We start from the raw sequence: 24,706 nt of genomic DNA on the forward strand, positions 1-24,706 counted from the left end.
GGCGGTGCCGGCGGCCCCGTATAAGCTCATCCCACACGGCCCGCTCCCGGCGGATTGAAATGGCCCGCCTGCGGGCCATATGGTGCAGGTCAACCCAAGGATTCTCATGTCCGGTCATACCCCTCTTCCTGCCGACGCCATCGACCTGCCGCTGTTGCCGCTGCGCGATGTCGTGGTGTTTCCTCACATGGTCATCCCGCTGTTCGTGGGACGGCCGAAAAGCATCAAGGCGCTCGAACTCGCGATGGAAGCGGAACGCCGCATCATGCTGGTCGCGCAGAAGGCCGCCGCGAAGGACGAGCCCGCGGTGGACGACATGTTCGACGTCGGTTGCGTCTCCACGATCCTGCAGATGCTCAAGCTGCCCGATGGCACCGTGAAGGTGCTGGTCGAAGGTCAGCAGCGGGCTTCTGTGGTCAGCATCGAGGATTCGGACAGCCATTTCGTCGCGACCGTCTCGCCGGTTCAGGACGGCGCTGCCGCGGAAAAAGGCAGCGAGGTCGAGGCGCTGCGCCGTGCGGTAATGCAGCAGTTCGACCAGTACGTCAAACTCAACAAAAAGATTCCGCCGGAAATCCTGACGTCGATCTCGAGTATCGACGATCCGGGCCGGCTGGCGGACACCATCGCCGCCCACCTGCCGCTCAAGGTCGAGAACAAGCAGACCGTGCTGGACATGGCCGACATCAAGCTGCGGCTCGAGAACCTGTATGAGCAGCTCGAACGCGAGGTCGACATCCTCAACGTCGACAAGAAGATCCGTGGCCGCGTGAAGCGGCAGATGGAAAAGAACCAGCGCGACTTCTACCTGAACGAGCAGGTGAAGGCCATCCAGAAGGAACTGGGCGAGGGCGAGGAAGGCGCGGACATCGAGGAGATCGAGAAGAAGATCAAGCTCGCGAAGATGTCCAAGGAAGCGCTGAAGAAGGCCGAAGGCGAACTGAAGAAGCTGAAGCTGATGTCGCCGATGTCCGCGGAAGCGACCGTCGTACGCAACTACATCGACGTGCTGACCGGCCTGCCGTGGAGCAAGCGGACCAAGATCAAGCATGACCTTCCGAACGCGGAGAACGTGCTCAACGAGGACCACTACGGCCTCGACAAGGTGAAGGACCGCATCCTCGAGTACCTCGCGGTGCAGCAGCGGGTGGACAAGGTGAAGGCGCCGATCCTGTGCCTGGTAGGCCCTCCGGGCGTCGGAAAGACGTCGCTCGGCCAGTCGATCGCAAAGGCGACCGGTCGAAAGTACGTCCGGATGGCACTCGGCGGCATGCGCGACGAAGCCGAAATCCGTGGGCACCGTCGCACCTACATCGGCGCGCTGCCGGGCAAGGTCCTGCAGAGCCTGAACAAGGTCGGTACCCGCAATCCGCTGTTCCTGCTCGACGAGATCGACAAGCTGGGCACGGACTTCCGCGGGGACCCGTCGAGCGCGCTGCTGGAAGTTCTGGACCCGGAGCAGAACCACACCTTCGGCGACCATTACGTCGAGGTCGACTTCGACCTGTCCGACGTGATGTTCGTGGCGACGTCCAACTCGATGAACATCCCACCCGCGTTGCTGGACCGGATGGAGGTGATTCGGCTCTCGGGCTACACCGAGGACGAGAAGACCAACATTGCGATGAAGTATCTGCTGCCGAAGCAGATGAAGAACAACGGTGTGCAGGACGCCGAGCTGCAGGTGACCGAAGAGGCAGTGCGGGACATCGTGCGCTACTACACCCGCGAAGCCGGCGTTCGTTCCCTGGAGCGTGAACTGTCCAAGGTGTGCCGCAAGGTGGTCAAGGCCCTGCTGCTGAAGAAAATGACGCCGCAGGTGGTCGTCACGGCAGAGAACCTGCACGATTTTCTCGGCGTGCGGAAGTACACCTACGGTCGTGCGGAAGCGCAGAACCAGGTCGGTCAGGTCGTGGGCCTGGCATGGACCGAGGTCGGTGGCGATCTGCTGACGATCGAAGCGGCGATCACGCCGGGCAAGGGCACCATCACCCGCACCGGTTCGCTCGGCGATGTGATGAAGGAATCGGTCGAGGCGGCACGCACCGTGGTGCGCAGCCGGGCGCGGCGTCTGGGCATCCGGGACGAGGTGTTCGAGAAAAAGGACATCCACATCCACGTACCCGATGGCGCCACCCCGAAGGACGGACCGAGTGCAGGGGCGGCAATGACGACGGCGCTGGTGTCGGCTCTGACCGGCGTGCCGGTGCGCGCCGATGTGGCGATGACCGGCGAGATCACGCTGCGCGGCGAGGTGACTGCCATCGGCGGCCTCAAGGAAAAGCTGCTGGCGGCACTGCGCGGCGGTATCAAGACGGTGCTGATCCCGGAAGAAAACTCCAAGGATCTGCAAGACATTCCGGCCAATGTGAAGGATGGTCTGGAGATCGTGCCGGTACGGTGGATCGACAAGGTCCTGGAGGTGGCGCTGGAGCGCGTGCCCGAAGCCTTGCCGGACGACGAACCGGTCGCCGCGACGGTGGAGCCCGCCGGCGGTGTTGTGGTGAAGCCGGCTTCCGTGAAGCATTGATGGCTTTTCGCGGAAAAATTGCTCCCTCGGCCAAATGAGCTCAAAACTGCGCTATACTCCCGTTCATCGCAGCAAACGACGGTAAATCGATTGATGCGGTATGCGGGAATAGCTCAGTTGGTAGAGCGCAACCTTGCCAAGGTTGAGGTCGAGAGTTCGAGACTCTTTTCCCGCTCCATTTTCCTAAGGGAAGCCTCGGCTTCCCTTTTTTGTCGGTGGATTCTCTTTTCTGGCGCGGTAGCAAAGCGGTTATGCCCCGGATTGCAAATCCGGTTAGTCCGGTTCGACTCCGGACCGCGCCTCCAGGATACTGCAAGGCCCCTCAACATCGTTGCAGGGGCTTTTTAGTTTCATGACGACCGATCGGCCTCGATGGTGGAACCGGTAGACACAGCGGACTTAAAATCCGCCGCTTCCCGAGAGGGGGCGTGCCGGTTCGAAACCGGCTCGAGGCACCACGCACAGAGATCACCATGGCAAGCTACAACCCTCCCTTCGAAATCCACGTCCACGGCGATGTGGTCCTGCGCGCGGACGTGACCTTCGAGCAGTTGCAGGATGCGCTCAAGCCGCTGTGGAAATACGCCGGCGCGCGCTCCCTGGCGGACGGTGCGGCGAGCCATTACGAGGACGAGCCGGGCATCGAATTCGACACCAAGGAGCATGTGCTGCACATCTGCTGGACGGTCAATGGCGACGACGATTTCCGCCAGAGCCTGGACGAGATGTGCATGAGCCTGAACGAGCTGTCGGAGCAGGGCGCTGCGATCGAGATCACCTTCTACGACACCGATTTCGACGAAGAAGACGAGCCGCCCGAGGCCGAGGCGCGCGACGACTTCCTGATGTTGTTCGTCGGGCCGACGCCGGCTGCCATCATGCAGGTGCAGCGCGATCTGCTGGTCCAAGACGTGGTGAACACGATGGAGCGGCATTTCGACGGTGCCGAGCTCGGAGGCGTCGTGGCCGAGATCGACAAGCTGTTCGGGCAACGCTTCGATGCGCTGGTCAATTCGCTCGAACTGGGCAAGCCGCCGCGGGGCACCGGTGGCGGGCCGGGTTCGTCCGGCCACGGCGGCAACGGTCGCCGGCCGCGTCACCTGCACTGAAGGGAAGACGCCGTCAGGGCGGCTGAGCACGCATGTGTGCAGTCCCAGTGGCGTCGGAAAGCCTTAGTCGAGCCAGCGTTGCGCTGCCGCGCGAAGCAGCGGCAGATCGCCTGAACTCAGCAGGGTAAGCGCCGCGGGATGCGCAGATGTGTCGGCCGTGCCGTCGCACAGGCGATCCTGAGCAGTTAGCAGTCGACGGGTCTGCCGCGCGACCGGTTCGCCCGTCTCCAGGAAGTGCACGTCCGGGCCGGTGCAGGCGCGTAGCGCCTCGGCGGCGAAGACATAGTGGGTGCAACCCAGCACCAGCGTGTCGATCGCGTCTTTTTCCGAGCCGAAAGGGCCCATGGCGCTCGTGTAGCGGGCGCAGAGTGCTCTTATTTCGATAGCAGAAGGTCCAGCGTCGTCACCGAGGGCACTATGCTCGATCGCGGCAGCCAGCCCGTCGCACGGCTGCACCGTGAAATGCGCCTGGGACTGCAGCGGCGCGAGCAACTGGCGGAATTTCTCGCTGCCGAGCGTGCCCCGGGTTCCGATCACACCGATGTGCCCCGTGCGCGACGCCAGCAAGGCAGGTTTGACGGCCGGCTCCACCCCGATGACGGCCAGTCCGGGATGTGCTGCCCGCAGCAGATGGATCGCCGCCGTGGTGGCCGTGTTGCATGCCACCACCAGCGCCTTGATGCTGTGGTCGCCGCGCAGGCGGTTGGCCACGGCGAGGGTCCGCTCCGTCACGAAGGCGTCGCCCCGCTCGCCATAGGGCGCGTGCCCGTTGTCGGCGAAATAGACGAAACGCTCGTGCGGCAGTTCGCGCTGCAGTGCGCGCAGCACGCTCAGGCCGCCGATGCCGCTGTCGAACACACCGATCGGCGCGTCGCGCGACACGCCGATCGGGCCGAGCACGGCGGTATCGGCAGTCGGCGGCAGGTCCACGGAGGAGTCAGGCAACCGGACTCAGGCGGTCGCAAGTTCGATCCCGCGGAATTCGCCGGAGGCGATCCGCTGCTGCCAGGCGGCCGGGCCGGTGATGTGCACGCTGGTGCCGCTGGCATCGACCGCCACGGTGACCGGCATGTCGACCACGTCGAACTCGTAGATCGCTTCCATGCCCAGGTCCTCGAAACCGACGACACGGGCGGTCTTGATCGCCTTGCTCACCAGGTACGCCGCACCGCCGACCGCCATCAGGTAGGCGCTCTTGTGCTTCTGGATCGCCTCGATCGCAGTCGGGCCGCGCTCGGACTTGCCGATCATCGCGATCAGGCCGGTTTGCGCCAGCATCATGTCAGTGAACTTGTCCATGCGGGTGGCCGTCGTCGGGCCGGCAGGTCCGACGGCCTCGTCGCGCACCGGATCGACCGGGCCGACGTAGTAGATGACACGGTTGGTGAAGTCCACCGGCAGCGATTCGCCGCGGGCGAGCATGTCCTGGATGCGCTTGTGCGCCGCGTCGCGGCCGGTCAGCATCTTGCCGTTGAGCAGCAGCGTGTCGCCCGGCTTCCAGCTGGCCACTTCCTCGCGGGTGAGGGTGTCGAGGTTGACGCGGCGGCTCTTGTTGTAGTCGGGCGCCCAGTCGATCTTCGGCCACAGGTCGAGCGACGGTGCGTCCATGTAGACCGGACCGCTGCCGTCCATCACGAAGTGGGCGTGGCGGGTCGCGGCGCAGTTCGGGATCATCGCGACCGGCTTGCTCGCGGCGTGCGTCGGGTACATCTTGATCTTGATGTCGAGCACGGTGGTCAGGCCGCCCAGGCCCTGCGCGCCGATGCCGAGCGCATTGACCTTGTCGAACAGTTCCAGCCGCATTTCCTCGGCGCGGTCGAGCTTCTCGCCGCGCGAGGACTTGGCCTGCAGCTCATACATGTCGAGGTCGTCCATCAGGCTTTCCTTGGCGAGCAGCACGGCCTTCTCGGCGGTGCCGCCGATGCCGATGCCCAGCATGCCCGGCGGGCACCAGCCGGCGCCCATGGTGGGCACGGTCTTCAGCACCCAGTCCACGACGGAATCGCTCGGGTTGAGCATCACCATCTTGCTCTTGTTCTCGCTGCCGCCGCCCTTGGCCGCGACGGTGATGTCGAGCTTGTCGCCCGGCACGATCTGCACCGAGATCACCGCGGGCGTGTTGTCCTTGGTGTTCTTGCGGTCGAACTGCGGGTCGGCCACGACCGAGGCGCGCAGGGTGTTGTCCGGATGGTTGTAGCCGCGGCGCACGCCTTCGTTGATCGCGTCTTCCAGGCCGGCCGGGAAGCCTTCGAAGCGCACGTCCATGCCGATCTTCAGGAACACGTTGACGATGCCGGTGTCCTGACAGATCGGCCGCTGGCCGGTGGCGCTCATCTTGCTGTTTGTGAGGATCTGCGCGATCGCATCCTTGGCCGCCGGGCTCTGCTCGCGGGCATAGGCGCGCGACAGGTGGGCGATGTAGTCGGCCGGGTGGTAGTAGCTGATGAACTGTAGCGACGCCGCAACAGACTCCACCAGATCGTTGTAGCGAATCGTGGTTGTCATGGTTCTTGACCGTACGTGGGGACGCGAAATTATCCACCAGGGCTCAGTGGCAGACGCTTGGGATCAGGTGCTGCCGGACTACGTGCCCACACGCGCCCACGCTCGAGAGCTGAGCTGGGCGGCCAAGGATGCGATCGCGCAGATCCTCACCAACAGCAAGCTGCGTGCTGAATGCCGTTCACCCAGACTGCTCTTAGGGTGACCCCACAAATAGATGACTACAGACTGGTTTTTGGCAGCGCGTTCATGCGCTGTTTGTACAAAAACATGAGGTACTGGGATGTCAATTTACATGCGTGGCGGCATCTGGCACTGGCGCAAGATGCTCGAGGGGCACAAGTTCTCTGCTAGCTGCAAAACAGCAGACAAAAAGCTGGCGTAGCAGATGGCTGCCGTGTGGGAAGCCGAGGCGATCACGGAGGTGCTGCTGCGGGGCACCAAGCCCATGAACCTGCATGCAGTGCTGGATGCGTTCCTGGCTGCGCGCAAAGACAAGGTAGGTGGAATCAATGCACGTGTTCATCTGCGGCATTTCTATGAGATCGCAGACCAGCGCATGAGCAAGGTCACGCTGCAGGATCTCAATGCCGTGATCGAAAAGCGGCGCAAAGCGGGCACAGCCCACAACACCCTGGCCGTGACCGTCAGCTACTGGAACGCGGTGGTCAATTACGCGGAAGCCCAGAAGTGGACCACTGCGATCAAGTTGCCTCGCCTGCAAGCTGAACGAACGAGGCTGCGATTCCTCACAGTGGAGGAGGAGGCGGCATTGTTTGCCACCATCGATCCGACGGCGGACTACCCGGGTAAATGCGCTCGCAGCGATGCCGCAAGGCAAAACAACACTGACCTATTGATTGGCCTTCTGCACTTGGGTTGTAGATACCGGGAGATCGCGCGGATGAAGTGGTCGCAGGTGGACTTCGATACCGGGCTGGTTGTCGTGTATCGGGGCAAAGGCGGCATCGACAGCAGCATGGTAATGAGCGCACGGCTGCGCGCCATGCTGACCCGGCGCCGTGCGGAAGCCACGGATGAGTGGGTTTTCCCTACCAAGCGCAAACACAACAACAACTTTGCGTGGATGCAGGACGCCCTCGCGAGGGCAGGGATCAGCGACGCGGAGGGCAAGGTCACCCTGCACACCATGCGTCACTCGTATGCCAGCCGCATGCTGCAAGGCGGGATGAAGCTCCGCGAGGTGCAGGAACTGTTGGGCCACAAGCACTATGCCTCGACGCTCATCTACGCGCATTTGGAATCCGGGGTGGTCGCGAACCGGGCTGCTGAGATCCTGAATGGGCAGTAGGGATCCCAATTTAGTTGGACGCGTATCGTGCGAGTTCAGAAAGCAAAAAGCCCCGACACTAAAGCACCGGGGCTAATGCAGATTCTTCAACCTGCTCGGGAAACGATGGTTAGACCACGGTAATGTCAGACGCGTCCAGGGTACCGGTAACTCCAGTGATCTTTACAACCAAATCTTGTGCAGCATTGAAGGTGTTGTTGCCGTCACCGTTAATAGCCAGATAGGTATCGGTTCCGTAATTGAACACGGCAACGTTGTTCACACCGCCTGCGGCTGTCAAAGCCGCATTTACCGCAGCTGCGAGGTTGGCAGCCCCGGTTATAGTACCTTGTTGAGCGGTCGACAGGTTTACGATAGTCACGGCAGTTGCAGCACTAGTGGTAGCAAGATCGAACACGATGGTGTCGACACGGCCGCCAGCAGTGGCACCTCCCAGATTCAGGTCTGTGATGGTGCTGATGTTGGCAATGGTGTTGCCTGCGCCGACGCCAAAACCGAAGATGTCGTTGCCTGCGCCACCAGTGAGGACGTCAGCCGACGCAGAAGCTGTGGTGACGGCCGTGAAGGTACCGCCAGCAACCGTCGCGCCCGTGCTACCGGTAATGATGTCGTTGCCGGCACCGCCAGTTATGGTGTCAGCACCTGCTGAGCCCCGCAGAGTGTCGTTGCCAGAGCCTCCGCGCAGATCTGCTCCGCTGGCAACATATGCAGCGGCATTGGCGGTCAAACTACCGGTCGAAGCCGAAGCGTCGATCACCAGGTTGACAGCGGTGTGGCCGGCTGCAACCGTGACCGTGCTGTTGCCAGCGCTGGTCAGGGTGATGGAATCCAACGACGTGGCGTTATTGGTTGAGAGCGTAGTGGTTCCAGAGGTGGCGGCAACCGTGCCGTTGCCGGTCAGGATCAGCTTCTCGACGCCCGTCAGGGTCAGGCCGGTCAAGTCGATGTTGTTGGCAGCGCCAGCAGCGGTCGTGGTGGTCAGGGCAGCGCGAACCGTGTCGATCTGGCCTGCGTTACCAGCACCGGCCACGCCGATGGTCACAACACCAGTGCCGCTGTTAGCTGCGGTGATCTGGACGTTGTTGGCTTGGGTAGCGGTCAGGCCGGTCACGCCGGTGGCGCCAGCGCCGTCGGTGATGCGAATCGTGTCTACGGTGTTGTTGGCGGCCAGCAGGGACACGTCTGCGGTCACGCCGTCAACGACACCCAGTTGCTCGAAGCCACGGTAGAACGCGGCGGTACCAGCCGTCAGGTGCGTCGTGTCGGCGATCACCAAGCGGTCGCCCGTTCCCGTGCCAGCATTTACCGACGAACCTGTCGCCAGGACGGCGCCGGTCGTGATTATGTCATCGCCGCTACCACCCACCACGGTCAGGCTGTTAGTTAGGGCATTCAGTGTGGTCGTCAACCCGCCACTATTTCCTGCAGCATTGACGCTAGTAATAGTCGCAGCTAATGTGCCAATATCAGCTGTTCCTGCGCCAGTTACCGTGATTGCCGCATTTGCCCCGAATCCCGCAATACTTGCAGCAATAAAGGCGGTTGTTGGGTTGATAGTTAGGGCGCTTACGCCACCGCTGCCAAACGTGATTGCGCCGACCGTGTTCGCAGCACCCGCGCTATTGATGGTTGCAGAAGTAATTGCAGTCCCATTAATGGTCACTGCAGGAGCAACTACGCCAGAGGCGGCACCGAGGATTCCACCGGCTACGTTGAGCGTGGCTGCATTGACGGTGGCGCCATAGGCTGCAGTCAGGGCACCCGTTGCGCCCGCGCCGTTGCCTGTGACTCCCACTTGCTGACCAGCTTGATAACCGTTAATCGTAACAGCGCGTGATGAAACCGAGCTGTTAATATTTGTTGCGCCGGGAAAACTGCTAGCCGCGTAAGTAGTGTCGCCACCGCTCACATTGCGAATATTAATTATTTCAATATTGCGCATTTGCCCAGCGATCGCTGCACCGGTTGTGTCAGTGAAATTGAAGGTGTCGATCCCCGCTCCACCGTCAACCACATCTGCAGCCCCATACGTCGCGCTGTCGGCGACGAAGGTGTCGTTTCCAGACGATCCGTTCAGGATATCGATGCTCGTAGTCAGCACGGCTGTCGTGGGAGTAGTCGTGGTGCCAGTTCCAGTCCCACCAGTACCGGTTCCACCTGTTCCGGTACCTGTACCGCCTGTGCCTGTTCCGGTACCTGTGCCAGTCCCCGTACCAGTTCCAGAGCTCCCAACCGTAGTAGGGCGGTCACCAACAGAAGTAGCGGATGCACTCTGGGCATATGAGAGATTGGATGCCACCGCATTGCTGAAAGCGGTAGCGGTCGTGCCATAAGTGGCATCACCGGTGAACGACAACAGGCGCTCTGCAAGGTTCAAGATCACTTGACCTCGGTTGTTTGCGCCATAGATGCCGAACAGGTCAGCAACGTACTGGGCCAGGTCGGGCCGGTTAGTGAAGCCGGCATTGGTCACTACTAACAACCCCAGCTGGGCATTGGTCAGGCCGGAAGTTGCTCCCTGTAGCTGTGCGACGATGCCAGCCTCGCCATTCGCGGCGTAGTTTTGCGACAGTGACAGGAATGTGCTCGTCGCAGGTGCGGCACCACGGGCAAGCTGGTAGCCAGCGATGATTGCGCTATCTTTGGAGAGTGCCATGGGGAAAAGCTAACGTGTAGGGGGAAGGGGATGGGTCGAGGAAGCCTTCCAGAGACAGGCGACTTTTCCACGAAAGGCGTGAGCCCCAGCTGATTTATAGGTGGGCCGCGCGTGATTTCGCTCAGGTGTAACAGATGACCATCAGAAATCCACACTATTGCGTGACAGCCAGCAGAGACTGGAGATCTAGTGTGCGGATCTGGACCGCACCCCCTCTCGTAAGGTCAATTGCCGTACAGGCTCAGCAGCGCCTAGGTGCAACTAGTCTGCAGGTGGTCAATGGCCTCCTCGACCGTAGTTGAAGGGCTTTGGCAATCTCCAAGATTGCATCTGCGGTACCCAGGCTTACGGAGCTACGGCCTACCTCACTTCCGCAAGAAGGTTCAGTCGCTCGGTGAGTCCGACAGATCGAGGTACTGGAAACTTTGCTTCGAATTTCTCTTTGATGAGTCTGCACCCTTCAATCATGCCTAGTTCCAAGCGACTTACTGCGCTGCTGCCCAGTTTGGTGCGCAAACTAAACCTGCTTTTACGAGGGTTTAGTATTTTTTCGAAGTCTTCAATTACGTCTTTTGCGTACTTTTTCCTCAGATTTTTATCGGCAAGGGTACGCAATACGTATCGCTGCATCATGGTATCTTCACCGTCTTTAATCGGGGCGTGTATGTCGCCCAAATAGGTAAAAGGATCGAGGTAATCCAGCATCGAGGCTTCAAAACGTTGGGCGGACGGGTCGGTGGCAACAACGGTGATGTTGCCCAAGTTCCGGAATGTTTTAAGGTTCATTTTGAAAATGAACGCGGTCCCTTTGTTTCCACCCTCAGCAGCCTTGCCAAATTCAAACTCATGGCCTTCTGGTGTATCCCAAGCATCTGGGCAAATGCGGTCAAAATTTCCATTAAATGCATCTGCTGCAATAATTCGACCCAGCTTTTCAAGACCTTGCGGTGCCCTCAGCGTGTCAGCGAAAGATCTAAGAGCTGTTTTGTCGCCCTCAGCGCGAGCCAGAATTGCCTTGTCAAGTCCATTTAGAGACACTGCTTCCATCTTCACCCATACATTGCCAGGATTCTTTATTCCGCTAGCTAGGGCTTGGACGGCTTCACGATGCTTGCCACTATATGCTGGTGTGTTTATGCCCGCTCCGGCGTAGTATTGGCAAACCTCCTCATGATCACTGCAGAAAGTTTCAACTGCTGTTCGTTCTGCAGGCGTTAACGTTTTAGCAGTTGCTTGTCTGTCGATTTGGCGCGCGACAGTTGCACCAAACTTCGCCTTCAGCGCGCCGGTTCCTCCCAAATATTCGCCCTTTAGGACAATTTTTGCCGTATCTCCTTCGGACCTGCCCGGTCCGGTTATAAGAAAAACCTTTCCTTCCTTTAGGTCAGAAACGGTACGAATATCGTCGCTGGAGATTGGGTTTTGCAGCGATAGGGACATAGAGGACCTCAGGAAAAAGCGATGCTCAGTTGGGTAAAAGTGCTTTAGCTAGAGTGTCGCCGCCGCTTCTACGGAGTGCAAGCAGGGTATCCAGCGAGTGACCGCACAATCAGGGGACCACCCTCAGTAGGCCACCTACTGCGAGGGGACCAGGGCATCAAGAGTCAAAGCTGGTATCGGTTGTCCACACTACGCTGAGCTTGTGCATCACGCTATCGGGCGGATGGAGTTCCAGGGGATTCGCATCGCCACGAGACATTGCACTGAGGGATCCTGCCGAGATCAGACCTGCCGTGATTGTTCTACTCAAAACGCTAGATTGACCCAGCGACTGAATCTGCGCACACGTGCCCGCGAGCTCAGCAGCTACCAAGTCGCACACTTGATCTAAAGTCATCACTTCCATCAACGCACACAACTCATCACGGGCCGCTTGCAAGTCTTCAGTGGCAACGCGCAAGTTCAGCTCCGCTATTTCCAACTGCCCCTTGGCTCGTTGCATTGACGTGTCCAGGTTCTCCACGTTGCGCTTTGCCTGGAGAGCTTGGCGAACAAGGGGATGGTGGGTGTCATTCATCCGAGTTCTCCTGTTGACTGGCGAGGATCACCTGTGTGGGATGGGCTATCGGCACCCATCTGTCACCCAGGCAAAGGTGCAGTTGCTTATCGGTGGTGTGGAAGAACAAGTCGCTGGGATTCGTGCTGGTGATTTCGAGCAGCTGTGGGCCTGAGGTCAAGTTATTGCGCACAGGATTTCGCTTCACTGCAGGAACTGCTCGATCTGGCTGCAGACGCGCGGGTAGGTGTCCGCCAAGCGTGCACGCTCGCGCATAACGGTGTTACGGCGTTCTCGCAGCCGCTTGATGCGCTGCTGGCACAGAACTGTATGGCCTTCCGGTCCCGCGATCACGTTCTGCCCGCTATGCCGCTCAGAGTTGAGTGACGCCAGTACGCGTGATGTGTGGCCTCAGCGCGCTCATCTGCGTGGCATGGAGCTTCATGTTTTCCGCTTCTTCTGGCGTGTAATCGATTTCATCCCACGCGCTTGCAAAAACATCGGTGCCCATCGCTCCGCTTTCTCCACATGGAGCCGGTGCGCTTAGCCCGTTCCGAAACACTGGCACCCCAAGCTAGGCTTTGACCTCAGGATCCCGAGTCCTTGTAGGACTGCGCCTACGCGCTTTGCGCAGAGTTTTCCAGTCGAGACGAAATCGTGGCGCTAGGTCCCTGCCGTAGGGGTTTAATCGGCCAGGTGGTACGAGCTGATGTACTGTAGGGACGCACCGATAAACTCCACGAGTTCGTGGTGCTGGATGCGAGCCGCCATGATGGGGTTTCGTCGTGAGGAGGCCGGGGTCGGGGTCTGGGCCCCGCGCGGCATTATCTGCTCGGTGCGCATCGGGCAGCGTGGTGAGGCGGCTCGCGCCGGTCTCAGGCGGGTTGCGGTGCCGGGAGTGCCACGGTCTTCGATGCCTGGTTCTGCCACCAGGCGAGCAGGGCCGGCGCCTGCATCGGCCGGGCGTAGAAATACCCTTGCAGTTCGTCGCAGCCCAGGCCGAGCAGGATGTCGCGCTGGCAGACCGTCTCGACGCCCTCCGCGACTACCCGCAGGCCGAGCGCATGCGCGAGCCGGATCACGGCTGCGACCACGGCGCGCGCGTCTTCGCTCTTCTCGAGGTCGAGGACGAAGCTGCGGTCGATCTTCAGTTGCTGTGCCGGCAGCTGGCGCAGATAGCTCAGGCTGGAGTAGCCGGTGCCGAAGTCGTCGATCGCCAGGAAGACGCCGATGCGTTCCAGCTCGGCCATGGTGGTCTGCGTCGTACGGATGTCCTCCATCGCGACCGATTCGGTGATTTCGCACAGCAGCTGCGAGGCTTGCACGCCGTGGCGGGCCAGCATTTCGGCGATGCGCTCGGCCAGCCCGTGGCCGCGCAGCTGCTGGACCGAGACGTTGACCGCCACGGAGAGGTCCAGACCCTGTGCCGACCATGCCGCGATCTGCCGGCCGGCCTCCTCGATCACCCAGTTGCCGAGCCGTACGATCAGGCCGAAGCGTTCGGCCAGCCCAATGAAGACGATCGGGCTCACCAGCCCGCGCTGCGGGTGGTTCCAGCGCAGCAGCGCCTCCACACCGCTGATGCGGCCGCTCGCGCCGTCGATCTTGGGCTGGTAGTACAGCTCGAACTGGTTCTGGTCGATCGCCCGCCGCAGGTCGCTCTGCAGTTCCAGCTGGTCGGAGGCGTCGCTGCCCATGTGGGCCTCAAACAGCGCATAGGTGCCGCCGCCGGCGCGCTTGGCGGCATACATCGCCGCGTCGGCGTCGGCCACCAGCCGCTGGCGGTCGCCCTGGTCGGGATACACCACCACACCGACCGAGCAGGCGATCTGCACCTCGCGGCCCCACAGGTCGAAAGGCTGCGACAGGATGTCGATCACCCGCTGCGCGACGATGGCACTGCCCGCGGCGTCCGGCACGCCCTCGAGCAGCAGCAGGAACTCGTCGCCGCCGATCCGCGCGACCGTGTCGCTGGTGCGCGCCAGGCCGCGCAGGCGGTCGGCGGCCGTCTGCAGGATGAGGTCGCCGGCCGCGTGGCCGAAGGAGTCGTTGATCGGCTTGAAGCCGTCGAGATCGATGAACAGCAGCGCGATCCGTTCGGCCCGTCGCACGTCACCGATCCGGTCGAGCCGCTGCAGAGCATGCTCGAGCCGGTCCTCCAGCAGCAGGCGGTTGGGCAGGCCGGTGAGCGCATCGGCGAAGGCGCGCAGGCGCAGTTCTTCGTTGGCTTGTTGGAGCGACCGGGTAAGCCGCCGCGTCCGCCCCTGCATCCGCGCATCCAGGATCGACGCGAACAGGGTACCGATCAGGAGCATCGCGGTGGCGAGCACCACCATGGTGGTGAGGCCCGATCCGCCCAGCGCGTCGACGCTCAGGCAGACCGTGCCTTCGGCAAAGCGTGCGGCGGCCATGCCGGTGTAGTGCATGCCGCTGATCGCGGCGCCCATCAGGAGCGCGGCCACCAGCTGGAAAACAACACGCCGTGCGGAGACGATCTGCAGCAGCAACTGGAACATCGCGAGTGCTGCCGCCGAGGCGCCCACCGCGACCAGCACCGACAGCGCGACGGTCGTCGGATCCCAGACAATGCCCGGCACTACGTCGAGCGCTGCCATGCCCAGGTAGTGCATTCCGCTGATCGCCGCGCCCATGGCGAGCGATCCGATGACGACCAGCCGCGCCTGGAACGCCTGCCGGCTTGCGATGCCGAGCGCGATGCCCGATGCCGCGACGGCGGTGATCCACGACAGCAGCGTCAGCCCGCCGGTGAAGCCGAGCTCGAACGGCAGCCAGACCGACAGCATCCCGACGAAGTGCATCGCCCAGATGCCGCTGCCCATCACCAGCGCCCCCACGCCCCACCAGATCCACCGGAGCGCACCGTCGTCGCTGCGGTGGACGCGCCGCGCGAGGTCAAGCGTCACGTAGGAGGCCAGCACCGCGATACAGATCGACGCGAACACGCCGCCCGGGTGATAACGGGCCGCATACCAAACGGGGGCGGAGAGATCCAAGGAAGGGAAGTGGCGATCGTGGAAGACGCTCCGGCGCATCTGCGTGCGCCGTGAACCGGGCCGCCGCAGTGTAGGCGAAGCGCGGCGTTTTCGACCCTCAGATGAGAATTGCTTTCGTTGACGGGTATGCTGGCTTTCACTTCCAACAGCTTCCCGTCTCCGGGACGACACCATGAGCCACCGTATCGAACGCGACACCTTCGGACCGATCGAGGTCCCGGCCGACCGCCTATGGGGCGCGCAGACCCAGCGCTCGCTGCAGAATTTCGACATCTCGGGCGAGCAGCAGCCGCGCGAGATCATCAAGGCACTGGCCCAGGTGAAACGCGCGTCGGCGGTGGTGAACCAGGCGCTCGGCCTGCAGGACGCGCGCAAGACCGACGCGATCGTCGCGGCCGCCGACGAGGTGATCGCCGGCCGGCATCCGGCGGAATTCCCGCTCGTCGTGTGGCAGACCGGCTCCGGCACCCAGACCAACATGAACGTCAACGAGGTGCTGGCCAACCGCGCGAGCGAACTGCTCGGCGGCGAGCGCGGCGAGTCCCGCCTCGTGCATCCGAACGACGACGTGAACCGCAGCCAGTCGAGCAACGACGTGTTCCCGACGGCGATGCACGTCGCGGCGGTCGAGGCGCTGACCCACCGGCTGCTGCCGGCCATCGGCAAGCTGCGCACGACGCTGGAACAGAAGGCGCGCGACTTCGACGACATCGTGAAGATCGGCCGCACCCACCTGCAGGACGCGACGCCGCTGACCCTCGGCCAGGAAATCTCCGGCTGGGTGGCGCAGCTGGCGCACGGCGAGAAGCATGTGCGGGACGCCCTGCCGCACCTCTACGAACTGGCGCTCGGCGGCACCGCGGTGGGCACCGGCCTGAATGCGCCCAAGGGCTATGCGGAAGGCGTCGCCACCGAGATCGCCCGCATCACCGGTCTGCCGTTCGTCACGGCGCCCAGCAAGTTCGAGGCGCTGGCCTCGGTCGACGCGCTGGTGCATGCCCACGGCGCGCTGAAGACGCTGGCGGCCAGCATGATGAAGATCGCCAACGACGTGCGCTGGCTGGCCAGCGGCCCGCGCAGCGGCATCGGCGAGATCAGCATCCCCGAGAACGAGCCGGGCTCCTCGATCATGCCGGGCAAGGTCAACCCGACGCAGAGCGAGGCGGTGACGATGCTGGCGGCACAGGTGTTCGGCAACGACGTGGCGATCAACTTCGGCGGCGCGTCTGGCAACTTCGAGCTGAACGTCTTCCGGCCGATGGTGGCCCACAACTTCCTGCAGAGCGTGCGGCTGCTGGCCGACGGCATCGTGAGCTTCAACGACCACTGCGCAGTCGGCATCGAGCCGAACCGGGAGCGGATCACCGAACTGGTCGGCCGGTCGCTGATGCTGGTCACCGCGCTCAACACCCACATCGGCTACGACAAGGCGGCCTTCATCGCGAAAAAGGCGCACAAGGAGGGCAGCAGCCTGCGCGAGGCGGCGGTGGCGTCGGGTTACCTCACGGGCGAGCAGTTCGACGCCTGGGTGGTGCCGGGGAACATGGTCGGCCGCTGACCTATCCGCGGCGGCAATTGCTACCGAATCAATAGCAAAGGGCCCGGACGCAGCGTGCGTCCCGGCCCTTTTCGCGTCCGAAATGCCGTGCTTCTCGCTGCGGCAGTCTGCCGTTCGGTCAGTGCGGCTTGCCGTGGCCGTTGACGCGGCCGGTATCCGACATCAGCCGATCGGTGTAGGCAATAGCCATCGCCGACAGCAGGAAGGCGATGTGGATCACCGTCTGCGCGATCAGCACCTTCTCGGTGTAGTTGTCGGCGTTGATGAAGGTCTTAAGCAGGTGGATCGAGCTGATGCCGATGATCGACATCGCCAGCTTGACCTTCAGCACCGAGGCGTTCACATGGCTCAGCCATTCGGGCTGGTCGCGGTGACCTTCGAGGTTCATGCGGCTGACGAAGGTCTCGTAGCCGCCCACGATCACCATGATCAGCAGGTTGGAGATCATCACCACGTCGATCAGCGCCAGCACGACCAGCATGATCACCGTCTCGTTGAGGGTGGTGATCGGCACCGTGGTCTTGTAGCCGATACTGGTGATCAGCTTCTCCAGCGCGGCGGAACTGCCAAAGGCGGCTTCGACCAGGTGCAGCAGTTCGACCAGGAAGTGCACCACGTACACGCCCTGCGCGACGATCAGGCCGAGGTAGAGCGGCAGCTGCAGCCAGCGGCTTGCGAAGATCAGGTTGGGCAGGGGCCGCAGGGGCGAGCGGGCGCGTTTGACGGGGTCTTGCATCGTGGGGGGATGGGCGGGTCGCGGGAGGCCGGCATTGTAGGCATCCGTCGATGACCGTTCGGCGGCCGCAGCAACGTAGCCGTCTGCAAGAATCCGCAGGCCGCAAGCTCCGCGTCAGTCAGTGGTCCGTAAGTGGCTGCTTGGACAGTACGCCGCAATTCCAACACCGTCAGGAGACAGTCCCCATGAGTGCCGCGCCGTCCGCCATCGAATCCACCCTGGTCGAGAACCGCGTCTTCCCGCCGCCGGCGTCGGCCCAGCAGGGCGCGCGCATCGCCGGCATGGCGGCCTACGAGGCGCTGTGCGCCGAGGCCGACGCCGACTTCGAAGGTTTCTGGGCCCGCCAGGCGCGCGACAACGTGGTCTGGACGAAGCCGTTCACCCGCACGCTCGACGAATCCCGCGCGCCGTTCTTCGAATGGTTTGCCGACGGCGAATTGAACGCATCGGCCAACTGCCTGGACCGCCACATCGGCACGCCGGTCGAGCACAAGACTGCGATCGTGTTCGAAGCCGACGACGGCACGGTCACCAAAGTCACCTACCGCGAGCTGCTCGAGCGGGTGGCGCGCTTCGCCAACGCGCTGAAGGCCCAGGGCATCGGCAAGGGCGACCGTGTCGTCATCTACATGCCGATGACGATCGAGGGCGTGGTCGCGATGCAGGCGTGCGCCCGGATCGGCGCGACCCACAGCGTGGTGTTCGGCGGCTTCTCGGCCAAGGCGCTGACCGAGCGCATCGTGGACGTGGGCGCCAAGGCGGTCATCACCGCCAACTTTCAGATGCGCGGCGGCAAGGAACTGCCGCTGAAGGCGATCGTGGACGAAGCCCTCGCCGCCGGCGGCTGCGAGGCGGTGACGACCGTGCTGGTGTACGAACGCACCGCCAGCGCCTGGAACCGCGTGGAAGGCCGCGACCGCACCTTCACGGAAGCGTTGGAAGGCCAGTCGGCCGACTGCGCGCCAGTGCCGGTCGGCGCGGAGCATCCGCTGTTCATCCTCTACACCTCCGGCTCCACCGGCAAGCCGAAGGGCGTGCAGCATGCCACCGGCGGCTTCGTGCTGTGGGCCAAGCTGACGATGGAATGGACCTTCGACCTGCGGCCGGAGGACGTGTTCTGGTGCACCGCCGACATCGGATGGATCACCGGCCACACCTATGTAGCCTACGGTCCGCTGGCAGCTGGCGCGACGCAGGTGGTGTTCGAGGGCGTGCCCACGTACCCCGACGCCGGCCGCTTCTGGCAGATGATCGAGCGCCACAAGGTCAGCATCTTCTACACCGCGCCGACCGCGATCCGCTCGCTGATCAAGGCGGCCGAGGCCGACGAGAAGGTGCATCCGGCGCGCTCGGATCTGTCGTCCCTGCGCATCCTTGGATCGGTCGGCGAGCCGATCAATCCCGAGGCGTGGATGTGGTACTACCGGAACGTGGGCGGCGAGCGCTGCCCCATCGTCGACACCTTCTGGCAGACCGAGACCGGCGGCCATGTGATTACGCCGCTGCCGGGGGCGACGCCGCTGGTGCCGGGCTCCTGCACGCTGCCGCTGCCGGGCATCGCCGCAGCGATCGTGGACGAGACCGGCAACGACCTGCCGAACGGCGCGGGCGGCATGCTGGTGATCAAGCGCCCGTGGCCGTCGATGATCCGCACCATCTGGGGCGACCCGGAGCGTTTCAAGAAGAGCTACTTTCCCGAGGAGATGGGCGGCCGCATCTACCTAGCGGGCGACGGCGCGGTGTGCAGCGCCGACCGCGGCTATTTCCGGATCACCGGCCGGATCGACGACGTGCTGAACGTCTCGGGCCACCGCATGGGCACGATGGAGATCGAGTCCGCGCTGGTCGCCAAGACCGACCTGGTGGCCGAGGCCGCAGTGGTGGGCCGGCCCGACGACATGACCGGCGAGGCGATCTGCGCCTTCGTGGTGCTCAAGCGCGCACGGCCGACCGGCGAGGAGGCCAAGGCGATCGCCAAGGAACTGCGCGACTGGGTGGCCAAGGAGATCGGGCCGATCGCCAAGCCGAAGGACATCCGCTTCGGCGACAACCTGCCCAAGACCCGCAGCGGCAAGATCATGCGGCGGCTGCTGCGCAGCATTGCCAAGGGCGAGGCGATCACCCAGGACACCAGCACGCTGGAAAACCCGGCGATTCTGGACCAGCTGGCGCAGACCAACTAATTGGGGGGCGGGCGGGACCGCCCGCCGGCCAGGGCGCTGTTTTCGGCACGGCCGGTTACTGGCTGCGCGGGCGGCGGCGGTACAACCGGCAGCCTCAGCATCCACCGCAGGGCCGCCCCATGATCCGTTCCGTCATCCTCCTTCTCATCGCGCTGGCGATCGCGCTGCTGGCGCTGCTCAACTGGGGCACGCTTGCGGCACCGTCGGTGGTGTCGCTGGGCGTGGCGACGGTCAATGCGCCGCTCGGCATCATCATGCTGGGGCTGACGGTGCTGCTCGCGGCGTTCTTCGTCGCCTACGTGCTGTATCTGCAAAGCTCGGTGCTGATGGACACGCGCCGCCACAACAAGGAGATGCAGAACCAGCGCGAACTGGCCGACAAGGCCGAGGCCTCGCGCTTCACCGACCTGCGCAATTTCTTGGAAACGCACCACCAGCAGGATGCGCTGGAAGCACGCACCGCCCGCGAGGCACTGCTGGAGCGCATCCAGCGGCTGGAATCGACCATCGCCGCGCGCATGGAGCAGTCCGATGCGGCTACCGCGGCCTATCTCGGCGAGCTGGAAGACCGGCTGGAGCGGCATGCGGTCGTCTCGCCCGCACGCCCGGTGCCGGTCGCGTCTGCTACCGTGGTCGATCCGGCGACCGGCACGCCGCGCTGAGGCGGCGGGCCGGCTGCGGCCGTCAGACGTTCATTTCAGGCCGAGGATCCAGGCCGCGAGCCGCTTGGACTCGGCCTCGCTGACCTGCGCATTCGCCGGCATCGGCACCGGGCCCCATACGCCGGCGCCGCCCTTGACGATCTTGGAGGCCAGCTTGTCCGTGACGTTCTGGCCGGCGTACTTTTCCGCGACCGCCTTGTACGACGGCCCGACCACCTTGCGGTCCATCGCGTGGCAGGCCATGCAGTTGCGGCTGGTGGCCAGTGCCAGATCGGCCCGGGCCGGCAGGCACGCGGAAGCGAGCAGCGGCAGCAGGAAAAGGGCGGAGGGGCGTCGGAGGATCTGCATCGTCGGTGGCTCGGCTACAGTGCGCGGATTGTAGGGAGCGCCCCCATGCTGTTTCTCGCACTCGGAATTGCCCTGCTCGTGCTCAAGCTTCTGGAATTCGGTCCGGTGGCGGGCTGGAGCTGGTGGATCGTGCTGCTGCCGTTCGCGCTGGCGACGGTCTGGTGGTGGTGGGCCGACAGCAGCGGCTATACCGCGCGACGCGCGATGGACCGGATGGATCGCCGTAAGCAGGACCGCCAGGACCGGCAGTACGACGCCCTCGGCCTGGGGCTGCGCAAGAAAAAGGGGCGCCGGCGCTGATGCGGGCATGAAAAAGCCCGCTGGCGCAGGTCCAGCGGGCGCTTTTAGCTATCGTTTCGATAGCATTTCGGCTCAGAAGTCGTCGAGCACGGCGCCCTTGCTGGCGCTCGATGCATTGAAGGCGAACTTGGCCTGCACGCCGCGGGTGTAGCGCGGCGCCGGCGCGGTCCAGCCTTCGCGGCGGCGGGCCAGTTCTTCCTCCGCCACATGCAGTTCCAGCACCAGCCGGTGGGCGTCGATGGTGATCGTGTCGCCTTCCTGCACGAAGGCGATGGTGCCGCCCGCCGCCGCTTCCGGCGCGACGTGGCCGACCACCATGCCCCAGGTGCCACCGGAGAACCGGCCGTCGGTGATCAGGCCGACCGATTCGCCCAGGCCCGCACCGATCAGCGCGCCGGTGGGTGCCAGCATCTCGGGCATGCCCGGACCGCCTTTGGGGCCGAGGTAGCGCAGCACCATCACGTCGCCGGCGACGATCCTGCCGTCGAGGATCGCCTTCAGCGCCGACTGCTCGTCGTCGAACACCCGGGCCGGGCCGGTGATGACCGGGTTCTTCAGGCCGGTGATCTTGGCGACCGCGCCTTCGGGGCTCAGGTTGCCCTTCAGGATCGCGAGGTGGCCTTCGGCATACATCGGTTGGTCGATCGGGCGGATCACGTCCTGGTCGGCGCGCAGCGCGGGCACGTCGGCCAGCGTCTCGGCAATCGTCTTGCCGGTGATCGTGATGCAGTCGCCGTGCAGCAGGCCGGCGTCGAGCAGCACCTTCATGACCGCGGGGATGCCGCCGGCGCGGTGCAGGTCGACCGCCAGGTACTTGCCGCTCGGCTTCAGGTCGCAGATCACCGGGATCTTCTTGCGCATGCGCTCGAAGTCGTCGATCGTCCATTCCACGTCTGCCGCGTGGGCGATGGCGAGGAAGTGCAGCACCGCGTTGGTCGAGCCGCCGGTCGCCATGATCACCGCCACCGCGTTCTCGATCGCTTCCTTGGTGACGATGTCGCGCGGCTTCAGGTCCTTCTTGATCGCCTCGATCAGCACCTTGGCCGATTCCTTGGCCGAGTTCTCCTTCTCGTCGTGCGGGTTGGCCATGGTGGAGGAGTAGGGCAGCGAGATGCCCAGCGCCTCGAAGGCGCTCGACATCGTGTTGGCGGTGTACATGCCGCCGCAGGAGCCGGTGCCGGGAATCGCGCGCTTCTCGATCTCGGTCAGGTCCTCGTCGCTCAGAGTGCCGGCGGCGTTCTGGCCCACCGCCTCGAACACGCTGACGATGTTCAGGTCCTGGCCCTTGTAGCGGCCCGGCAGGATGGTGCCGCCGTAGACGTAGATCGCCGGGACGTTGGCGCGCAGCATGCCCATCAGGCCGCCGGGCATGTTCTTGTCGCAGCCGCCGACCACCAGCACGCCGTCCATCCACTGGCCGCCGACGCAGGTTTCGATGCAATCGCTGATGACTTCGCGGCTCACCAGGCTGTACTTCATGCCTTCGGTGCCCATCGCCATGCCGTCGGAGATCGTCGGCGTGCCGAAGACCTGCGCGTTGCCGCCGGCTTCCTCGATGCCGGCGATGGCTGCGTCGGCCAGTTTCTGCAGGCCGGAGTTGCACGGTGTGATCGTGCTGTGGCCGTTGGCCACGCCGACCATCGGCTTCTTGAAGTCGCCTTCCTGGTAGCCCATGGCGTAGTACATGGAACGGTTCGGGGCGCGCGACTTGCCTTCGGTGATGTTGGCGCTGCGGCGGTTGATCGGGATGACTTTGGTGTCCATCGTCGGCTCTTTCATCGGGGTTGTGCGGGACGAAGGCGGAGTATGCGCCGGCCGATTGATTGGCTCCAATCCGTTTTTGCAGGTCGATTGATATGCTGGGCGAATGAAAGAGACGCCCTGGATCGAGCTGCGCGTGTGGCGCCAGTTCCTCGCGCTGGCCGAGGAGCTGCATTTCGGCCGGGCAGCGGCGCGGCTGCACATGACCCAGCCGCCGCTGACGCAGGCGATCGCCCAGCTCGAAGCGGCGCTGGGCGTGACACTGTTCGACCGTACCCGGCGCCGGGTGGCGCTCGCGCCGGCCGGCGAAGCGCTGGTGCCCGAAGTGCGCACGCTGCTGGCGCAGGCGCAGCGGCTGCCGGCGCAGGCCCGTGCCGCGGCCGGCGGCGCGGTGGGCCGGCTGCGGCTCGGCTTCGTCTCCACCGCCGGCTTCGAGCCGCTGCCGGCCTGGGTGCGGGCCTACCGCACGCTGCGGCCGCAGGTCGCGCTGGAGCTGGTCGAGGCGACCGGCGACGTGCAACTGCAGGCCTTCACGCGCGGCGAGCTCGATGCGGGACTGATGCTGCATGCGCCGGGCCTGCCGCCGCCCGGCCTGCGCCACCTGCGGGTGACGACCGAGCCGGTGGTGCTGGCGCTGTCGGCCCACCATCCGCTGGCCGCGCAGGAGGCGCCCGACTGGGCGGCCGTGCTGGCCGAGCCGCTGGTGATCTTTCCGCGGCGGATCGTGCCGTCGCTGCACGACGCCGTCTTCGCGCTGTACCACCAGGCCGACCGCCAGCCGATAGTGGCGCAGGAGGCGATCCAGATGCAGACCATCATCAACCTGGTCGCTGCCGGCATCGGCGTGGCCTGGGTGCCGCGCAGTGTGATGCAGTTCCGGCGAGAGGGGGTGGTGTTCCGCACGCTCGCATCGCCGGCGCAGGGCCGTGGGCGGAGCGGCGGGATGCCCGCGCTGCCCGTGTGCGAGACCAGCCTGGTCTGGCCGCCGGAGGCCGAGAATCCCACGGTGACGGCGTTCGTGGAGTTCGTGCGGGGCCAGAAGATCGACTCGGGTTGATCGCTATCAATCTGGTAGCTGGATGCGTATATCAGGCGGGCGCAAGGGTCCGATTTTCCTGCTGTAACGTCCGCTGCCGGCGCGCCGGCGTCGGCGGGCACAATACCGCCCATGCTGATGTACCCCACCATCGATCCCGTCGCCCTGCAGCTCGGGCCGCTCGCCGTGCACTGGTACGGGCTGACCTACCTCGCGGCCTTCGGCCTGTTCCTGTTCCTCGGTACGCGGCGGCTCCGCCACGAGCCTTTCGCCTCGATGACCGGCCCGGCCGCCTGGACTCGCAAGGACGTGGAGGACATCCTGTTCCTCGGCGTGCTGGGCGTGGTGGTGGGCGGGCGGCTCGGCTACTGCCTGTTCTACAAGCCCGGCTACTACCTGTCGCATCCGCTGGAGATCTTCTTCATCTGGCAGGGCGGCATGAGCTTCCACGGCGGGCTGCTCGGCGTGATCGCGTCGATGGTCTGGTTCGCCCGGTCGCGCGGCCGGCCCTGGCTGCAGGTGGCGGATTTCGTCGCGCCCTGCGTGCCGACCGGCCTGGCGGCCGGGCGGATCGGCAACTTCATCAACGGCGAGCTATGGGGCCGCTTCGCCGATCCGGCGCTGCCATGGGGCATGGTGTTCCCGCAGAGCGGCTCGATGCTGCCGCGCCATCCGTCGCAGATCTACCAGTTCCTGCTCGAAGGCCTGCTGCTGTTCATGCTGCTGTGGGTCTATGCGCGCAAGCCGCGGCTGCAGGGGCAGGTGGCAGGAGCCTTCCTGGTGGGCTACGGTGCGTTCCGCTTCATCGCCGAATACTTCCGCGAGCCCGACAGCTTCCTCGGCCTGCTGCCGCTCGGCCTGAGCATGGGCCAGTGGCTGTGCGTGCCGATGATCGCCTTCGGCATCTGGCTGTGGGCGTCGCCGCGCCGCGGCGTGCCGGCTGCACCGGTCGCGGCGGCGCGCCGCTGACCGCCGGGCGCCACCGGTCGCCCGTCAGCCATTC

19 protein-coding genes and 3 tRNA genes are annotated in these 24,706 nt (G+C 64.2%); 12 read left to right on the forward strand and 10 right to left on the reverse strand.

The genetic code is table 11. The annotated features are described in order from the left end of the window. Positions 1–106: 106 nt before the first annotated feature. The 5 genes from lon to QZ500_RS02450 all read left to right on the forward strand — a co-directional run bounded on the left by lon (position 107) and on the right by QZ500_RS02450 (position 3,639). Entirely contained in the window at positions 107–2,530 is a 2,424-nt protein-coding gene (gene lon / locus QZ500_RS02430; protein ID WP_295850328.1) for an endopeptidase La, read from the forward strand. 102 nt (positions 2,531–2,632) lie between these two features. Continuing rightward, positions 2,633–2,708 (forward strand) — tRNA-Gly (locus QZ500_RS02435). A gap of 53 nt (positions 2,709–2,761) precedes the next feature. After that, positions 2,762–2,835 (forward strand) — tRNA-Cys (locus QZ500_RS02440). Between the two features lie 61 nt (positions 2,836–2,896). Continuing rightward, a tRNA-Leu gene (locus tag QZ500_RS02445) sits at positions 2,897–2,988 on the forward strand. Positions 2,989–3,003: 15 nt separating this feature from the next. Beyond that, positions 3,004–3,639, forward strand: coding sequence for a DUF6806 family protein (locus QZ500_RS02450; RefSeq protein ID WP_295850330.1), 636 nt, complete (start codon positions 3,004–3,006; stop codon positions 3,637–3,639). A gap of 63 nt (positions 3,640–3,702) precedes the next feature. On the opposite strand, the gene murI is transcribed toward QZ500_RS02450, so the two are convergent. Both murI and QZ500_RS02460 read right to left on the reverse strand, forming a co-directional pair. Next, positions 3,703–4,563 carry a glutamate racemase gene (gene murI / locus QZ500_RS02455; RefSeq protein WP_295850417.1) on the reverse strand — a complete coding sequence of 287 codons (861 nt, stop codon included), beginning with the start codon at positions 4,561–4,563 and terminating at the stop codon, positions 3,703–3,705. A 27-nt stretch (positions 4,564–4,590) separates the two neighbouring features. Further along, positions 4,591–6,144 (reverse strand): fumarate hydratase, encoded by a 1,554-nt coding sequence (locus QZ500_RS02460; protein WP_295850333.1) that lies wholly within the window; start codon positions 6,142–6,144, stop codon positions 4,591–4,593. Between the two features lie 385 nt (positions 6,145–6,529). Between QZ500_RS02460 and QZ500_RS02465 the strand changes: the two genes are divergently transcribed. Next, on the forward strand, positions 6,530–7,453 hold the full coding sequence (locus QZ500_RS02465) for a site-specific integrase (RefSeq protein ID WP_295850335.1): 924 nt from the start codon (positions 6,530–6,532) through the stop codon (positions 7,451–7,453). 109 nt (positions 7,454–7,562) lie between these two features. Here QZ500_RS02465 and QZ500_RS02470 read toward each other — a convergent pair whose 3' ends face one another. The 5 genes from QZ500_RS02470 to QZ500_RS02490 all read right to left on the reverse strand — a co-directional run bounded on the left by QZ500_RS02470 (position 7,563) and on the right by QZ500_RS02490 (position 15,119). Then, entirely contained in the window at positions 7,563–10,109 is a 2,547-nt protein-coding gene (locus QZ500_RS02470; protein WP_295850338.1) for a calcium-binding protein, read from the reverse strand. 360 nt (positions 10,110–10,469) lie between these two features. Then, positions 10,470–11,549, reverse strand: coding sequence for a hypothetical protein (locus tag QZ500_RS02475; protein WP_295850341.1), 1,080 nt, complete (start codon positions 11,547–11,549; stop codon positions 10,470–10,472). 157 nt (positions 11,550–11,706) lie between these two features. Continuing rightward, positions 11,707–12,126, reverse strand: a complete 420-nt coding sequence (locus QZ500_RS02480) for a hypothetical protein (protein ID WP_295850343.1) — start codon at positions 12,124–12,126, stop codon at positions 11,707–11,709. 352 nt (positions 12,127–12,478) lie between these two features. Further along, positions 12,479–12,616 carry a hypothetical protein gene (locus QZ500_RS02485; RefSeq protein ID WP_295850346.1) on the reverse strand — a complete coding sequence of 46 codons (138 nt, stop codon included), beginning with the start codon at positions 12,614–12,616 and terminating at the stop codon, positions 12,479–12,481. A gap of 364 nt (positions 12,617–12,980) precedes the next feature. Further along, entirely contained in the window at positions 12,981–15,119 is a 2,139-nt protein-coding gene (locus QZ500_RS02490; protein WP_295850351.1) for an EAL domain-containing protein, read from the reverse strand. A gap of 172 nt (positions 15,120–15,291) precedes the next feature. Between QZ500_RS02490 and fumC the strand changes: the two genes are divergently transcribed. Beyond that, complete coding sequence (fumC, locus tag QZ500_RS02495) at positions 15,292–16,677, forward strand: class II fumarate hydratase (protein WP_295850354.1); 1,386 nt, start codon at positions 15,292–15,294, stop codon at positions 16,675–16,677. Between the two features lie 118 nt (positions 16,678–16,795). Here the strand turns inward: fumC and QZ500_RS02500 are convergent, their stop codons facing one another. Further along, positions 16,796–17,413: a TIGR00645 family protein gene (locus QZ500_RS02500; RefSeq protein ID WP_295850358.1), complete on the reverse strand. Its 618-nt coding sequence runs from the start codon at positions 17,411–17,413 to the stop codon at positions 16,796–16,798. A 185-nt stretch (positions 17,414–17,598) separates the two neighbouring features. Here QZ500_RS02500 and acs point away from each other — a divergent pair, with 185 nt between their 5' ends. Together acs and QZ500_RS02510 are read left to right on the forward strand one after the other, a co-directional pair. Continuing rightward, a complete protein-coding gene (gene acs / locus QZ500_RS02505) occupies positions 17,599–19,596 on the forward strand; it encodes an acetate--CoA ligase (RefSeq protein WP_295850361.1) in 1,998 nt (665 codons plus the stop codon). A gap of 119 nt (positions 19,597–19,715) precedes the next feature. Further along, entirely contained in the window at positions 19,716–20,258 is a 543-nt protein-coding gene (locus tag QZ500_RS02510; RefSeq protein WP_295850363.1) for a LapA family protein, read from the forward strand. A gap of 30 nt (positions 20,259–20,288) precedes the next feature. On the opposite strand, the gene QZ500_RS02515 is transcribed toward QZ500_RS02510, so the two are convergent. Next, positions 20,289–20,606: a c-type cytochrome gene (locus QZ500_RS02515; protein ID WP_295850365.1), complete on the reverse strand. Its 318-nt coding sequence runs from the start codon at positions 20,604–20,606 to the stop codon at positions 20,289–20,291. Between the two features lie 45 nt (positions 20,607–20,651). On the opposite strand from QZ500_RS02515, the gene QZ500_RS02520 reads away from it, so the two are divergent. Further along, a complete protein-coding gene (locus tag QZ500_RS02520; protein ID WP_295850368.1) occupies positions 20,652–20,906 on the forward strand; it encodes a TIGR04438 family Trp-rich protein in 255 nt (84 codons plus the stop codon). 72 nt (positions 20,907–20,978) lie between these two features. Here QZ500_RS02520 and ilvD read toward each other — a convergent pair whose 3' ends face one another. Beyond that, positions 20,979–22,670 (reverse strand): dihydroxy-acid dehydratase, encoded by a 1,692-nt coding sequence (ilvD, locus tag QZ500_RS02525; protein WP_295850373.1) that lies wholly within the window; start codon positions 22,668–22,670, stop codon positions 20,979–20,981. 103 nt (positions 22,671–22,773) lie between these two features. On the opposite strand from ilvD, the gene QZ500_RS02530 reads away from it, so the two are divergent. Beyond that, complete coding sequence (locus tag QZ500_RS02530; RefSeq protein WP_295850377.1) at positions 22,774–23,724, forward strand: LysR family transcriptional regulator; 951 nt, start codon at positions 22,774–22,776, stop codon at positions 23,722–23,724. Between the two features lie 111 nt (positions 23,725–23,835). Beyond that, entirely contained in the window at positions 23,836–24,672 is an 837-nt protein-coding gene (gene lgt / locus QZ500_RS02535; RefSeq protein WP_295850381.1) for a prolipoprotein diacylglyceryl transferase, read from the forward strand. Positions 24,673–24,706: the final 34 nt, after the last annotated feature.

The sequence above is a fragment of the uncultured Xylophilus sp. genome (assembly GCA_913776965.1).
Lineage (GTDB): Bacteria > Pseudomonadota > Gammaproteobacteria > Burkholderiales > Burkholderiaceae_C > Xylophilus.

Excerpts from the sequence above, each read along its gene's own strand:
- lon (WP_295850328.1), top strand. The coding sequence starts at position 107 with ATGTCCGGTCATACCCCTCTTCCTGCCGACGCCATCGACCTGCCGCTG.
- QZ500_RS02450 (WP_295850330.1), top strand. The coding sequence starts at position 3,004 with ATGGCAAGCTACAACCCTCCCTTCGAAATCCACGTCCACGGCGATGTG.
- QZ500_RS02460 (WP_295850333.1), bottom strand. The coding sequence starts at position 6,144 with ATGACAACCACGATTCGCTACAACGATCTGGTGGAGTCTGTTGCGGCG.
- QZ500_RS02465 (WP_295850335.1), top strand. The coding sequence starts at position 6,530 with ATGGCTGCCGTGTGGGAAGCCGAGGCGATCACGGAGGTGCTGCTGCGG.
- QZ500_RS02470 (WP_295850338.1), bottom strand. The coding sequence starts at position 10,109 with ATGGCACTCTCCAAAGATAGCGCAATCATCGCTGGCTACCAGCTTGCC.
- QZ500_RS02475 (WP_295850341.1), bottom strand. The coding sequence starts at position 11,549 with ATGTCCCTATCGCTGCAAAACCCAATCTCCAGCGACGATATTCGTACC.
- QZ500_RS02480 (WP_295850343.1), bottom strand. The coding sequence starts at position 12,126 with ATGAATGACACCCACCATCCCCTTGTTCGCCAAGCTCTCCAGGCAAAG.
- QZ500_RS02485 (WP_295850346.1), bottom strand. The coding sequence starts at position 12,616 with ATGGGCACCGATGTTTTTGCAAGCGCGTGGGATGAAATCGATTACACG.
- fumC (WP_295850354.1), top strand. The coding sequence starts at position 15,292 with ATGAGCCACCGTATCGAACGCGACACCTTCGGACCGATCGAGGTCCCG.
- QZ500_RS02500 (WP_295850358.1), bottom strand. The coding sequence starts at position 17,413 with ATGCAAGACCCCGTCAAACGCGCCCGCTCGCCCCTGCGGCCCCTGCCC.
- acs (WP_295850361.1), top strand. The coding sequence starts at position 17,599 with ATGAGTGCCGCGCCGTCCGCCATCGAATCCACCCTGGTCGAGAACCGC.
- QZ500_RS02510 (WP_295850363.1), top strand. The coding sequence starts at position 19,716 with ATGATCCGTTCCGTCATCCTCCTTCTCATCGCGCTGGCGATCGCGCTG.
- QZ500_RS02515 (WP_295850365.1), bottom strand. The coding sequence starts at position 20,606 with ATGCAGATCCTCCGACGCCCCTCCGCCCTTTTCCTGCTGCCGCTGCTC.
- QZ500_RS02520 (WP_295850368.1), top strand. The coding sequence starts at position 20,652 with ATGCTGTTTCTCGCACTCGGAATTGCCCTGCTCGTGCTCAAGCTTCTG.
- ilvD (WP_295850373.1), bottom strand. The coding sequence starts at position 22,670 with ATGGACACCAAAGTCATCCCGATCAACCGCCGCAGCGCCAACATCACC.
- QZ500_RS02530 (WP_295850377.1), top strand. The coding sequence starts at position 22,774 with ATGAAAGAGACGCCCTGGATCGAGCTGCGCGTGTGGCGCCAGTTCCTC.
- lgt (WP_295850381.1), top strand. The coding sequence starts at position 23,836 with ATGCTGATGTACCCCACCATCGATCCCGTCGCCCTGCAGCTCGGGCCG.